Origin of the sequence: Coleofasciculus sp. G3-WIS-01, assembly GCF_040223135.1 — a bacterium.
Classification (GTDB): domain Bacteria; phylum Cyanobacteriota; class Cyanobacteriia; order Cyanobacteriales; family Coleofasciculaceae; genus Coleofasciculus.
In genome coordinates, this window is sequence record NZ_JAVJZI010000212.1 from 14601 (window position 1) to 29226 (window position 14626).

At 44.4% G+C, this 14626-nt stretch carries 11 protein-coding genes; 8 read left to right on the forward strand and 3 right to left on the reverse strand.

The annotated features are described in order from the left end of the window. Positions 1 to 86 precede the first annotated feature (86 nt). The 3 genes from RIM23_RS22040 to RIM23_RS22050 all read left to right on the forward strand — a co-directional run bounded on the left by RIM23_RS22040 (position 87) and on the right by RIM23_RS22050 (position 3512). A complete protein-coding gene (locus RIM23_RS22040; protein ID WP_446369339.1) occupies positions 87 to 1451 on the forward strand; it encodes a mechanosensitive ion channel family protein in 1365 nt (454 codons plus the stop codon). 205 nt (positions 1452 to 1656) lie between these two features. After that, positions 1657 to 2028 (forward strand): group I truncated hemoglobin, encoded by a 372-nt coding sequence (locus RIM23_RS22045; protein WP_446369341.1) that lies wholly within the window; start codon positions 1657 to 1659, stop codon positions 2026 to 2028. A 140-nt stretch (positions 2029 to 2168) separates the two neighbouring features. Then, on the forward strand, positions 2169 to 3512 hold the full coding sequence (locus tag RIM23_RS22050) for a DNA methyltransferase (protein WP_446369343.1): 1344 nt from the start codon (positions 2169 to 2171) through the stop codon (positions 3510 to 3512). Here the strand turns inward: RIM23_RS22050 and RIM23_RS22055 are convergent. From RIM23_RS22055 to RIM23_RS22065, 3 genes are all read right to left on the reverse strand, one after another. Continuing rightward, positions 3500 to 4117, reverse strand: coding sequence for an Eco29kI family restriction endonuclease (locus RIM23_RS22055; RefSeq protein WP_446369345.1), 618 nt, complete (start codon positions 4115 to 4117; stop codon positions 3500 to 3502). The two genes, RIM23_RS22050 and RIM23_RS22055, sit on opposite strands and share 13 nt — an antisense overlap. 175 nt (positions 4118 to 4292) lie before the next feature. Next, positions 4293 to 4481 carry a hypothetical protein gene (locus tag RIM23_RS22060; RefSeq protein WP_446369347.1) on the reverse strand — a complete coding sequence of 63 codons (189 nt, stop codon included), beginning with the start codon at positions 4479 to 4481 and terminating at the stop codon, positions 4293 to 4295. Positions 4482 to 4845: 364 nt separating this feature from the next. Further along, positions 4846 to 5097, reverse strand: coding sequence for a hypothetical protein (locus RIM23_RS22065; RefSeq protein WP_446369349.1), 252 nt, complete (start codon positions 5095 to 5097; stop codon positions 4846 to 4848). A 231-nt stretch (positions 5098 to 5328) separates the two neighbouring features. Between RIM23_RS22065 and pruA the strand changes: the two genes are divergently transcribed. The 5 genes from pruA (at position 5329) to trmB (ending at position 14415) form a co-directional block, all read left to right on the forward strand. After that, positions 5329 to 8406, forward strand: a complete 3078-nt coding sequence (pruA, locus tag RIM23_RS22070; RefSeq protein WP_446369351.1) for an L-glutamate gamma-semialdehyde dehydrogenase — start codon at positions 5329 to 5331, stop codon at positions 8404 to 8406. 4 nt (positions 8407 to 8410) lie between these two features. After that, positions 8411 to 9076, forward strand: a complete 666-nt coding sequence (locus tag RIM23_RS22075; protein WP_446369353.1) for a methyltransferase family protein — start codon at positions 8411 to 8413, stop codon at positions 9074 to 9076. A gap of 216 nt (positions 9077 to 9292) precedes the next feature. Beyond that, positions 9293 to 12136, forward strand: coding sequence for an ATP-binding protein (locus RIM23_RS22080; protein WP_446369355.1), 2844 nt, complete (start codon positions 9293 to 9295; stop codon positions 12134 to 12136). Positions 12137 to 12175: 39 nt separating this feature from the next. Beyond that, positions 12176 to 13624 (forward strand): hybrid sensor histidine kinase/response regulator, encoded by a 1449-nt coding sequence (locus RIM23_RS22085; RefSeq protein ID WP_446369357.1) that lies wholly within the window; start codon positions 12176 to 12178, stop codon positions 13622 to 13624. Between the two features lie 140 nt (positions 13625 to 13764). Further along, positions 13765 to 14415: a tRNA (guanosine(46)-N7)-methyltransferase TrmB gene (gene trmB / locus RIM23_RS22090; protein ID WP_446369359.1), complete on the forward strand. Its 651-nt coding sequence runs from the start codon at positions 13765 to 13767 to the stop codon at positions 14413 to 14415. Positions 14416 to 14626: the final 211 nt, after the last annotated feature.

A 14626-nucleotide genomic window follows, 5' to 3' on the forward strand; every position in this document is an offset into this window, starting at 1 on the left:
GCGGACTGAGTTATAACCTGTCTATAGCTAGAAGTCAAACGAGGGATGGGTCATGTAATCTGTTTTGGCTGAAAACTGACCTTCTTATGAAAATCCTACTTAACGGTTCACGTCGATTCTCCCTTGTCGTCTTTGCTACTGGATTTCTTTTCCTGGCTAGTCCTCACCGGAGTGTCGCCCAAGACGAGATGGTTCCCGTACCAGCGTCCGCGAATTCACCCCTTGGTAATCCTGATAGTGAAGTCTATTTTTCCGATATTTTAGTTAGAGGTAAACCTGTTTTCCAAGTGGGTAGCCTTGCGGATTTGGGTGCAAGAGAACGGGCAAAAATTATCAATCGGCGAATTAATAGTCTTTTGGCACAATCGGAAACTTTGGGACAGGTGACAGTGAATCCAGATAACCCTCGCCAAGTGGCAACGTTGCGATTGAATAATCGAGTATTAATGACTGTTACTCAGCAAGATGCCCAAGATTTTGGTTTGTCTGTGGAAGCCTTAGCCGAAAGATGGGCAGAACAACTGGAGCAGGCAATTAAAAAACCGCCCCTAGCAATTGATGTGGGACAGCGTCTTTATGGAACAGTACGGCAACTTTTACGGGATATTATAACAAATCTCCCCTCTTTATTAGGGGCGCTGGTTGTGGTTGGGATTACCTGGGGAGTGGCGAAAGGGGTGCGGTTTATTGGCTTTAGTTGGGCGCAACAAACGGAAGGCGATCGCAGTACAGAAATTCTGATTGGACGCTTGGGCTATGGTGGAGTCTGGGTACTGGGTTCAGTCATTGCCCTAGGGGTTTTGGGACTAGACTTTGGTGCCTTATTAGGGGCGTTGGGACTCACCAGTGTGGCGATTGGTTTCAGTCTCAAAGATGTTTTGAGTAATTATATCTCTGGGGTAATTTTACTCGCTGCCCGACCTTTTGGTATTAATGATCAGGTGGTTATTGGTGATTATGAGGGTACGATTACGCAGATTGACCTCCGGGCAACCACGATGAGAACCTATGATGGGCGGTTAGTGTATATTCCGAATCAAGAAGTATTTTCTGCCAGTATTATTAATAATACGGCTTCGCCACGCCGTCGTAGTTCGATTATGGTTGGTATTGACTATGATGCCGATATTAGCCATGCTAAACAAGTAATTAAAACTACTCTGTCTGCACTTCCAGGGTTAGAAAAAGAACCGCCTCCCGAAATTTTAGTAATGGAGTTAGCGGCGAGTACGGTGAATCTGGAAGTACGCTTTTGGGTTGATTCACGGCGATTAGGGTTTTTGACGATGACATCTCAAGTCAGTCAAAGTATAAAAGAAGCACTGCAACAGGCAAATATCGAAATGCCCACTGATATCTATACTTTAATGTTCCGCAATTCTCCTCTACCAACGGATACAACAGGAAATTCTCAGTCTCACCAACCACCTTGGGTTAAAACCCAAGGCTAAGAACTCAAGTCAGCTAAAGCTGACTGGATATAAATTTCAGTCCATAGTGGTGATTTTTTATTTTATTGAATAAAAAATGATAGTTCTTTTAATCCAACTTAAGGCAGAGAGGTCACTCGGCTATTGCTGTACTCTAGAGAGACGTAACCTCATTCAATACCGAGATAGAATACCTAATAGAAATTGCTAAGTTTTAGAAACGAATATGCCTACATCACCAAACATAACCTTATACGAGAAGCTAGGCGGACAGCCAGTTGTTGCACAAATTGTAGATGATTTTTATAAGCGCGTTTTAGCAGACGACATCGTTAATGACTTTTTTGCTCACACCGATATGGAAAAGCAACGGCGTCATCAAACCGCTTTTGTTTCCCATGCGTTGGGAGGTCCCAATCAATATAGTGGACGCTCAATGGAAAAAGCTCATGCTGGATTAGACTTACAAGCCGAACATTTTGAAGCAATAGCCAATCACTTGGCTGAATCACTGGCTGAATATGGACTCACACAAGAGGAAATCAACAGCGTACTTGAGCGCATCTCAACATTGAAAGAGGCTATTTTGCACAAGTAATAATTCTTGAATATGACTGAATTTAAGGGGTTAACTGAGATACTTTAAAGGTAACATATTAAAATAGGCAACTTGCACCGTAAATTGATTGGCTTTACACTAACAGCACGACATCAAAATTAGCCAAGCTGATCAATCGAATGCAACTGTCACTTTTTCCAGAGACTCAAACCTCGAAAGCCAAAGATAAATCGGTGTTCAGTGATCCTAGCTTTGCCAGCAACAAGCTTTTACCCGTACATCGGTGGATACCTTGGATTGCTGGCTTTTCCAGTTCTTTTGTTCGAGGCGTGGTAGAGAATAAGCTTCTTGAACCCGGAACTGTTCTTGATCCCTTTGCGGGTGTGGGTACAACCCTAGTTGAATCAGCTTTAATGGGACATGATGGTGTTGGTTTTGAGATTAATCCCTACGCCGCCTTAGCTTGTCGAGTTAAAGTCAATGCTTATAAACTTAATCCAGAAGATATTCAAAGAGAGATAGGGCGATTTCAAACGTTTTATAACCATAGCGTGACGAGTGGATATTTGCCGATTAGTCAGCCACCATCGGGATTCAAAACTCGCCAAGCATTCTACAGTTCGACTGTTTTACGGAAAGTTCTTATTGTTCAGGATTTTATTGATTCTGTGGATGATGAGAAAATTAAAGAGATTTTTAGATTGGCGTTTGCATCAACGATGGTTCATTACTCGAATTATTCCTATGAACCCAGTTTGGGAACCAGACGTGCAGCAGGGAAAAAGAATATTGCGGATTTTGCCGTTTTTGAATTAATCACGGAAAAGCTTAATCACATTACTTTTGATATTAAACTTATTTCTATTAATTTGCTAGGAAATTCATTTAAAAATAAGATCATCAAAGCATCATTCTTTGATTGCAAAAAATATCTTGAATCGGCTTCAGTCGATCTTGCTGTAACATCACCCCCTTATCTGAATAATTACCATTACATCCGCAACACGCGCCCCCATCTCTATTGGCTGGGTTTTGTCAAAAAGCCTGGTGACACGAAGCTTTTGGAACAGCAAAACTTTGGTAAATATTGGCAAACTGTGCGAGTTCAAGATAAGGTAAAGCTAAATTTTCCCAATCCACCAGCCGAACTTATTGACAAAATTGATTACCTTCGCACAGTCAATACACAGCGAGGCATTTATGGGGGCAATGGATGGGCTAACTATGCCGCATCTTATTTTAATGATTGTTATCGTTTTGTTCAGGGACTTCGATACGTCCTCAAGCCGAGTGCGTCAGCATTTGTGGTGATTGGAAATAGTATATTGCAGGGAGTCATGTTCCCAACCGATGTATATTTAGCTCAAATTGCTGAACAATTTGGTCTTGAACTGGTCAGTATAAACACGCCACGAGATACTCGTGTGGGAAACAGTATCATTCAGTCAAATGTGCGTGTTGCCAAAGCTGATAATGCTTGTCGATTATACGAATCGGTGGTTGAATTGCGTCAGCCGAAATAGTTTTGAATCTTTTCGATTAGTTGCTCACGATTAGGACGTTGACCCTGCCATTTTCTTTCCCAACTTCGACCCGGGTGCAAGGTGTCCCATTCGGCAAGTAGTTGTCCGTAACGGTTAATACCTGGATCATGATTTCCGAAGCCATCTATAACACTATTCCATAGGGGTTGATATCGACGAATTAGTGCTGCTTCAACCGCAGGAATCATACTACTCTCATCGCCTGCTAAAATGACAAAGCGACATGAGAAATCTGTTAAGTTGAGGTTCTGTGCTGCTCGGATACTGGTTCCATGTTCGCTTAAACGACGATAAAGAGTCGCTATCTTTTTAGATGGGGTTCGGGCTTGTCGCCAACCACTCGGAACGGCTTTTCCCGCATAAATTGGTGTGGAAAGGTTATGGCTGTTCCCTTGCGCGATCGCACTATATGGTGGAAAATTACCTGTGTAGTACAGGAGGTAAAGTCCTGCGCCTGTAAATGCCTCTGATGGCGGTAAGGGTTGAACCGGTGTGGAGAGGAGAAAGTCTACAGCGTCTTGAATTACCTGTTGAAACTGGGATGATTGAAAAAGGTGGTTGTCTGGGTTGAAAGAGGAAAACATTGTTTATCATGGGTGAGAAAGCCGGACATGATATGACACAACTAAACTGATGGATTGGAGTTGTCGATTTTATGGGCGCACGAATTCTCAACTATATCGGTTTGCCTAAAACTAAACTGATGGATTGGAGTTGTCGATTTTATGGGCGCACGCCATGCGCCCCTACGGTTTCTTATCAAGTGGTGGGTATGGGGCAGTGGATGCAGTAGAGTGTGTTGGAGTGCAGTTTGACCGATTCCCAGTATGCCACGCTGCGATCGCGTCTGAGGTCTGCATCCGGTGAGTAAGCTAGATTAGGATCAATGGCGGTGAAAATTTGCCGGGCGCGATCGCTAAAACCTTGGATATGCCGTAGGGTGGGCATTGCCCACCAGAATACGAGGAGCGTGACATTCAGATTAGGATAGCATTGCCTTTGATTTCCTCTGTGGCTGTTGTCAAGGGAAGGTTGAGCGCATCGGCGGTAAACCCCTTCAAGATGACACGAAATTTTGGGCTAATAGCGCGGATGGGTAGGTGTTTTTTTCCGGCGGTTCGGAAAAATGGCTGAATCGCTCTCTAGGTAAGCGGTTAAAGGTGACTCTGCTCAAATCTCAGCCGCGCAATTCTTGAAAGGCTTACTGGAACTGATGTTTAGCGATTTTTATTTTTGGCTCTTGCCAAACCCTATCCCTGAAATGCTATTATTTTTATCAGTCGCGCAACTGAACAATGAAAACTACATACTGTTAGGCTTCCAGATGACCGCCCTTGGAATTCCCCTGAATCCCTATCAGGGATTGAAACATCACATCCATAGGAATTGGCATAATTTTACGGTCTTGGAATTCCCCTGAATCCCTATCAGGGATTGAAACAACTGCTGTCTGCTGCTTTTTCCGTATTGTTTCTCCTTGGAATTCCCCTGAATCCCTATCAGGGATTGAAACAAAGTAGCTAAAGTTGCCAAATTGCTGGCTAGTTCGGTCGCAATCCTCCATAATCCCTATCAGGGATTAAAACAAAACGTTGTACGGGCTTGGTAACCCATCAGTGTCAACTTAAGCTAAACCCCTCACCCCCAGCCCCTCTCCATCCCCCCTAGCCCCCCTTTGAAAGGGGGGAATGAGGGGAGAGGGGAGCAAGAGAGTCCGTGCACAATTGGCTCTAGCAGGATATAATAAAGAGTTCGAGATAAATGCTTTAGCCCAGAATTAGGAGTCTACCCGCCCGTGGTTGTACAAGTCGCCAACAGCATCTACGAAACCCAAACCACCGAAATCGCCAAACACCTCCTAGACGCCACTCGGCAAAAACGCTCCTTTTTTGCCCAAATGCGTGATCAAATGCGCTGGGATGATAAACTCCTAGCCTGGGCGATGAGTAATCCAGGTTTGCGAGTACAGCTTTTTCGCTTCATTGATGCCTTACCCGCCCTGGGAAGTAAGACAGAAGTTGCCCGTCATTTGCAAGAATATTTGGGGGATGAATCGGTAGAACTCCCCGCCGCCCTGAAAAATTTACTCAATTTTGCCAATCCTGACTCGATGCCGGGACAGTTGGCGGCTTCAACAGTATCCACCGCCGTGGAAACCCTGGCAAATAAGTATATCGCTGGGGCAACAATTAAGCAGGCAATTAAAACAATTGAACGCCTGCGGAAAGATAAGATGGCATTTACCCTAGATTTACTAGGGGAAGCCGTGATTACCGAAGCCGAAGCCCAGTCTTATCTGGAACGCTATCTGGATTTGATGGAACAACTTACCCAGGAAGCGAAAAATTGGTCAACGGTGTCGGAAATTGACCAGGCAGATGGGGAAGAATTACCACAAGTTCAAGTCTCTGTTAAGTTAACCGCATTCTATTCCCAATTTGACCCCCTAGATCCAGAGGGTAGCAAAAAACGGGTGTGCGATCGCATCCGGATTCTGTTACGTCGTGCAAAGGAATTGGGGGCGGCGGTTCACTTCGATATGGAACAGTATGTCTATAAAGACATGACTCTGGGCATTCTCAAAGAATTGTTGATGGAAGATGAATTCCGCGATCGCACGGACTTAGGTATCACCCTGCAAGCCTATCTACGAGATAGTAAAAGGGATCTAAACGATATTATCACCTGGGCAAAACAACGTGGCAACCCCCTCACCGTGCGTCTGGTTAAAGGGGCATATTGGGATCAAGAAACGATTAAATCCTTACAAAACCATTGGCAACAACCCGTTTATAACCAAAAAAGCGCCACCGATGCCAATTTCGAGGAAATGACCCAGCTATTGCTAGAAAATCACCAGTATCTCTATGCTGCCATAGGATCTCATAACGTGCGATCGCAAGCCAAAGCCATCGCCATTGCTGAACAGTTAAATATCCCCCGCCGCAACTTCGAGATGCAAGTCCTCTACGGAATGGGGGATCAATTGGCAAAAGCCTTAGTCCAACGGGGTCATCGGGTGCGGGTTTATGCGCCTTACGGGGAACTCTTACCCGGAATGGCATATCTAATTCGTCGTTTACTAGAAAATACCGCAAATAGTTCCTTCCTCCGCCAAAGTTTAGAAGAACGCCCCGTTGAGGAATTAATCGCACCCCCGGTTGTGGAGGAGGAACCTGATAATCGGGAAGCAGGGGGAGTTAACTCAACACTTAGTCAGGGCGGGTTTCGCACAGACGTTACCATCAATAACCAACAGAAAGTCCCTAAACCCGCCCCTACACACTCAACACTCAACATTCAACAATTCGCCAACGCCCCCGATACCGATTACGCCCAAGCCGAAGCCAGGGAAAAAGCCCAAACCGCCCTGGAAACCGTGCGCCAACAACTAGGAAAAACCTACTATCCCTTAATTAACGGCGACTATCAACCCACAACCGAAACCGTTGACTCCGTTAATCCCGCCAATCCCAGTGAAATTATCGGTAAAGTTGGGTTACTCTCAATTGAACAAGCCGAAACGGCATTAAACGCCGCCAAAGCCGCCTTTCCCGGATGGCGTCGCACCCCGGTAAAACAACGGGCGGATATTCTGCGTCAAGCGGCTAAATTAATGGAACAGCGCCGGGAAGAACTCTCCGCCTGGATATGCTTAGAAGTCGGCAAAGCCTTACGGGAAGCCGATGCGGAAGTCTCCGAAGCCATCGACTTTTGCCGTTACTATGGGGATGAAATGGAACGGCTAGAGGGCGGGTATATATATGATGTGGCTGGGGAAACCAATCGCTATATCTACCAACCCAGAGGAATTGCTATCGTTATTTCTCCCTGGAATTTCCCCTTGGCAATTGCGACAGGAATGACAGTAGCGGCGTTAGTCACGGGAAATTGTACCCTACTCAAACCCGCCGAAGCCTCATCCGTGATTGCGGCGAAACTGGCAGAAATTTTAGTCGAAGCCGGAATTCCCCAGGGAGTGTTTCAATATGTTCCCGGTAAGGGTTCCCAGGTGGGGGCTTATATGGTGAAGCATCCCGATACTCATTTAATCGCCTTTACCGGTTCTCAGGAAGTGGGATGTCGGATTTATGCCGATGCTGCGATTGTACAACCGGGTCAAACTCACCTAAAACGGGTGATTGCCGAGATGGGGGGTAAGAATGCCATTATTGTGGATGAGAGTGCTGACCTGGATCAAGCCGTGGCGGGAGTGGTGAAGTCAGCATTTGGGTATAGTGGTCAAAAATGCTCTGCCTGTTCACGGGTAATCGTCCTCGACCCTATCCATGATACCGTAGTGGAACGATTAATCGAAGCCACGCGATCGCTCAATATTGGTGCGGCTGAATTAGCCAGTACACAAGTTGGACCGGTGATTGATGCTACTGCCAGAAATCGAATTCAGGACTATATTGAAAAAGGGCGGCAAGAGGCAGAAATTGCGGTGGAATGTGAAGTCCCAGAAACGGGTTATTTTGTGAGTCCAACTATTTTTACCAACGTTTCACCCGATGCCAAAATTGCCCAAGAGGAAATCTTTGGTCCGGTTGTAGCGGTGATTCGAGTCAAAGATTTTCAAGACGCCCTAGCTGTGGCAAATGGGACAAAATATGCCCTGACGGGAGGATTATATTCCCGCACACCGTCTCATATTGACCAAGCATCTACAGAGTTTGAAGTGGGCAATCTCTATATTAACCGCACGATTACGGGGGCAATTGTTTCGCGCCAACCCTTTGGCGGATTTAAACTATCAGGGGTAGGTTCTAAGGCGGGAGGACCCGATTATTTACTCCAATTTTTAGAACCGCGCACGATTACCGAAAATATTCAGCGTCAGGGGTTTGCCCCGATTGAAGGAGTAGATTAAACGGATGAAAATTAAGCATTTCATTGATCTGCATAAAGGACTAACGTTTCCGGTAATATTAGCATTGATGGTGGCTTATCAAAATTTCACCATCGGTCCTTGGGTTTATCTCGCCCTCCATGGCATGTATGGGTTTATGTGGGTACTCAAAAGCCGCATCTACCCCGATAAACAGTGGGAGCAAGAAATATCTTTGGGAAAAGGTCTATTTATGTTTGGGTTTCTATTGCTCTACTGGGTTGCTCCGTTTATCTTGATTAGTAGTGGCTCAGAACCGACTCCTCCCCTGATTGCGGCGGCGATTGCGATTAACCTCATGGGTGTCTTTCTCCATTACAGCAGTGATGCTCAAAAGTATTACACACTCAAATATCATTCTGGACTGATTACCGAAGGATTTTTTGCCCGTTGTCGGAATACTAACTATCTGGGAGAAGTCTTAATCTATGCCTCTTTTGCCCTGCTGACTCAGCACTGGCTACCGTTTTTAATTCTGGCAGGTTTTATAGCGGGTATTTTCATTCCCAATATGCTCAAAAAAGACCAGTCACTCTCCCGTTATCCGGAATTTGCTGACTATAAAGCTCGTTCGGGATTGCTATTTCCTAAACTGTTTGTCCCCCAATCTTCTCAGGTAAATAATTCAGACATGGCTCAGAAGGTAAGTTAGCAATAGACAACAGGTAATTCGAGAAGGTGTATTGTCATTAATTTTGTAAGATTTAAAGAATAAAGTAGCTTTCCGAGTTCTTTAAGTCGGGGATATGGCATGCTCAAGGCTTCTACATTTTGGTAGTGTCATCAAATTTTAAATAGATTTATTGACAGGTTAGGGTAGCATCTGAGTCATCAATCCACTCATTGCTCATAAAACTAACACTGACGGATGTTACCCAGTTTTTTGCCAAAATCCTCTTTCAAAATGCCCCTGCGCCTCGTCCTTGTCGTTCCTTTCCTAGTGCAAATTACTGCTGCTGTAGGATTAACGGGCTGGCTTTCCTTACGCAATGGAGAAGAAGCGGTTAATGAACTTGCCAGTAATTTACGCCAAGAAATTGCTGCCCGGATTCAACAGAAACTCGACAGTTATTTGCAAATACCCCATGGGTTCAATCAACTAAATGCCAATCAGACTTGTTTGACTCAGTTAGAATTCAGTCGTTTAATCTATTGCCAAAAAATGTTTTGGCATCAGATGCAAGTTTTTCCCGTCAGTGCTACTGCCATCGCTACAGAAGATGGTAAATATATTGAAGTGGTGCGGCAAGAGGATGAGGAATTTCAAATTCACGAGTCTATTAATTATACCAAAGATATTTATCAGGTGGATCGGCAAGGAAATCAGACAAAGTTATTAGGAAAGAGTATCTATTATGATCACCGAAATCGACCTTGGTACAAAGAGGCGGTAAAAGCCGGTCAGCCAACCTGGAGTAAGGTTTTCCGCTATGAACATGAAGATACATTAGCAATCGCGGCGAGTATGCCCCTGTACCACGAGGATGATACGTTGCTGGGGGTAACCAGTACGATTCTGTCTCTGTCTCATATTGGGGAATTCCTAAAAAGTTTGAAAAGTAGTCAATTTGGACAGACGTTTATTTTAGAACCCAAGGGGAAGGGAACATTAGTCGCCACATCAATGAGTGAAGATACGGTGGTATCTAGTCATCATCATAAATCAGAGCGGAATGACTCGATTACCAGTGAAAACCCGATGATTAAGGCGACGGCTGACTTTTTGGTGGGTAAATTTGGCAGCTTTGAGAATATAAAAGGGGAGTATCAGTTAGATTTCAAGCTAGATAATAAGAAGCAATTCGTGCAAGTTTTGCCTTTTCAAGATAATAAAGGACTGAATTGGTTAATTGTTGTCGTGGTGCCAGAAGATGAATTTATGGCACGTATCCACGCCAACACACGCCTGACAATTCGGCTATGTGTGGGGGCGTTGATTTTCGCCACCCTGTTGGGATTATTTACCTCTCGTTGGATTAGTCAACCCATTTTACGATTAAGTGCGGCGTCTTACGCGATCGCGAGTGGGGAACTTGATCAAAAAGTAAAAGTAGAAGGGATTTATGAACTGCGGATTTTATCCAAATCCTTTAACCAAATGGCGCAGCAGTTGCAAGAATCCTTTACCGCCCTAGAAAATGCCAAAGCGGAACTAGAATTGCGCGTAGAACAACGCACAGCGGAACTGAAAATGGCAAAAGAAGAGGCGGATACGGCGAATAAAGCTAAGAGTGAATTTCTGGCAAATATGAGTCATGAATTGCGAACGCCACTGAATGGGGTGTTGGGATATGCCCAAATTCTTCAACGTTCAAAAACAATGAGCGATCGCGAACTTGATGGTATTCGCATCATCCATCAGTGCGGTTCTCATCTGTTGATGCTGATTAATGATATTCTCGACTTAGCGAAAATTGAAGCCAGGAAGATGGAACTTCATCATAGCGATATTTATTTTCCCTCGTTCCTGCGTGGTGTTGTGGAAATTTGCCGTATCCGGGCGGATGGGAAAGGCATTTCCTTTATCTATCAACCGACTTCATCCCTCCCCGCCGGTGTGCACGTAGACGAAAAGCGACTGAGACAAGTTCTGATTAACTTACTCAGCAACGCGATTAAGTTTACCGATACCGGAGGCGTTACCTTTAAAGTCGGATATGTAGAGAGTCAAGACAATCAAGGCATTGGGTTAAAGGATGAAAGTAGCACAGAATTATTATCTAGTCAAGCCAAAAAATTCACCAATCCCCATCACCGAATTCGGTTTCAAATCGAAGATACAGGAGTGGGTATGAGTCCCGAACAGTTGCAGCGCATCTTTTTACCCTTTGAGCAAGTGAGCGATCGCAAACTTCAGGCAGAGGGAACTGGACTGGGTTTAGCAATTAGCCTAAAAATTGTACAGCTAATGGAAAGTACAATTCAAGTCCAAAGTGAATTAGGCAAAGGGAGTGTATTTACCGTAGATCTCGCCTTAAGAGAAGCCAAAGAATGGATGCAGGTAACCACCACCCCCACTCAGGGTAGAATTATTAGCTATCAGGGCAAATCACGCACAGTTCTCGTCGTCGATGATCGGTGGGAAAATCGTTCAGTTCTCGTCAATTTACTCGAACCCTTAGGATTTGAGGTGATTGAGGCGAATAATGGTAAAGAAGGATTGGATATCGCCATGACAGCATCGCCAGATCTGATCATTACCGACTTACTCATGCCGATTATGGACGGCTTTGAGATGATGCGACACATTCGCCAATCCCAAAACGGGGAAAATATGCTAATTGTAGTATCGTCAGCCAGTGTTTTTGAAATGGATCGGCATCACAGTTTGGCAGCCGGGGGCAATGATTTTCTGCCCAAACCCGTTCAACTTGATGAGTTGCTGCGGACGTTACAGCGACATTTGGGACTGACATGGATTTACGAGTCCGCATCAGGGAATGGCAGTCAGTCGGTGGCTGTTAATATAACAACAACTGAGTCCCAAAAATTGAGCAAACCCGCAGCGATTATTTTTCCTGAAGAGGAACTAGATATCCTCTGGGATTTAGCTATGAAAGGTCGCATTAATCTTCTCCTGGAAAAAATTGATAGTATCGAGAAATCAGATCAGAACTATGCTCCATTTGCTCAATATATTCGCCAACTCGCTAAAGGGTTTCAGCTCAAAAAAATAAGGGATTTTATCGCCAAAAATAGGTGCATTCACTAAGCAAAGTCCACAAGTCGCTAGCCATCAGAAATTATATCCATGATTAACTCTAATTCGATGACGTTAAACCGGATAGAAAAACCCAATAATCCAATAGATAACTTAAGTAAAACGATTATTTTAATTGTTGACGATAGTCCCAACAATCTAGAAATCATATCAGAAACCCTGACCAGCGCTGGTTTTGAAATTGCCGTTGCCCTTGATGGAGAAACCGCACTTGAACAGATTGCCTACGATCCACCAACCTTAATTTTGCTAGATGTGATGATGCCAGGAATGGACGGATTTGAAACCTGCCGTCGCCTGAAAGCTAATCCCGCCACTCAAGAGATTCCCATCGTTTTTATGACGGCTCTGACGGATACAATTGATAAAGTTAAGGGTTTAAATTTAGGCGCAGTAGACTATATCACCAAACCCTTTCAGCAGGAAGAAGTATTAGCACGAGTTAAGGTACATTTGAAACTGCGAACCTTAACTAAAACCCTAGAAGAACAAAATACACGACTGATCCAGGAAGTTGAACAACGGGCTAAAGCAGAAGCCGAGTTGCAAACATTAACTCAGGAATTGGAACAACGGGTGGAAGAAAGGACAAATCAACTTGCCCAAGCCCTAACCAATTGGCAACAAGCCCAAGCCATGCTGGTTCAAAATGAAAAAATGTCTAGTTTGGGACAAATGATCACCGGAGTTGCCCATGAAATTAATAATCCCATTAGTTCAATTCATGGTAATTTAAGCTGTGCGGGTGAATATAGCAGAGACTTACTCCAACTCCTGCACCTCTATACTCAACATTATCCGAATCCAGTTCCAGAAATTCAAGCTAAATCGAAAGAAATTGACCTAAATTTTCTGATCAAAGACTTTCCCAAAACATTTCAATCAATGGAATTGGGCATCGAACGCATCTGCCAAATTATTAAAAGCTTGCGGAATATCTCCCGCCTTGACGCGAGTGAAATGATGATGATTGATTTGCACGAGGGGTTAGAGAGTACTCTGGTTCTCTTGCAACATCGAATCAAACCCTCCGGGAAACATTTAGGGATTCAAGTGATTAAAGAATACGGCAAATTACCGCCCATTGAATGCTATCCTGGACGCCTGAGTCAAGTGTTTATGAATATTTTGGCTAATGCGATTGATGCGTTAGAGGAAGCAGAATTTAGAAAGCAAAATTCAGCGGGAATTTCAGAGAGGGACAAAACCTTAACTCCTCCCACTATCTGGATTCGTACCGGAGTGATTGAGCACCAGCGAGTAGAAATCCGTATTTCTGATAATGGGCCCGGTATCCCTGAACAGATGAAAGAAAAGCTATTCCAAGCCTTTTTCACGACAAAACCCTTTGGCAAAGGAACCGGGTTAGGATTATCGATTAGTCATGAGATTGTCGTGGAAAAACACGGCGGGAAATTACGTTGTATGTCCCAACCGGGAAAGGGCGCCGAGTTTATTATTGAACTTCCCATTGGTTAATTAATGTAGAGACTTTCCATGGAACGTCTCTACAATTGGTGTGGGGCGGGTATCTTTGCCTTTGGGAATCATCAAACCCGCCCCGACAAAATCAATCACCAATCCCCTGATCTAAAATGTCAAAAAAGGAGGTGAAACAATTGCCGAGAATTCGCGTGCGCCAACATGTCAATCCATTGAGTAAAAAATACCTGACTCCGATAACGCCTCCCCACTGGGAAAAGGTTTACAATCAACATAAGCAACCGCTGCATCTGGATATAGGAAGTGCTAAGGGTGAGTTTTTGCTAGAAATGGCAACCCTGCAACCGGATTGGAATTTTCTGGGATTAGAAATTCGGGAACCTTTAGTTGAGCAAGCCCAAGAATCCGTGGCTGAGTTAGGATTAAGTAATGTTCATTTTATATTTTGCAATGTCGATAACTCATTAGTACCGATTTTAGACTCTTTACCCCAGGGAGTATTAAAGCGGGTGACGATTCAATTTCCTGATCCGTGGTTCAAAAAACGCCATGAAAAACGCCGTGTGGTTAAGCCAGAATTGGTGAATACGTTGGCAAAATACTTAAAAGAAGGGGGCGAAACCCTGATTCAATCTGACGTGGAAACCGTAGCCAAAGAAATGCGCGATCGCTTTACCGAGAATCCCGCCTTTCAACCTCAAGGAAAAGACTGGTTAGTCACCAATCCTCTACCCGTTCCCACCGAACGAGAAACCTACACAATCTCCTGCGGACAACCCGTTTATCGGGCGTTATTTAGCCGAAAATGTAGGGGTGTAGGGGCGTAGGGGCGAAGCATTTGGGTGCAAAATTTGAGGATGTGTCGGATCAGGTTACTCCCCAAATGCTTCGCCCATAATCGTTTATCCGAAGGGATATAACCACAAGCATTTATCAAATTAATGATCCCTTTGTGCGAGAGAAAGACAGGCAAATAAATCCTATGCTCGCATTACTGGCGTGGCACACCTAATTTAGTGGATTAGCCTTATACCCAGA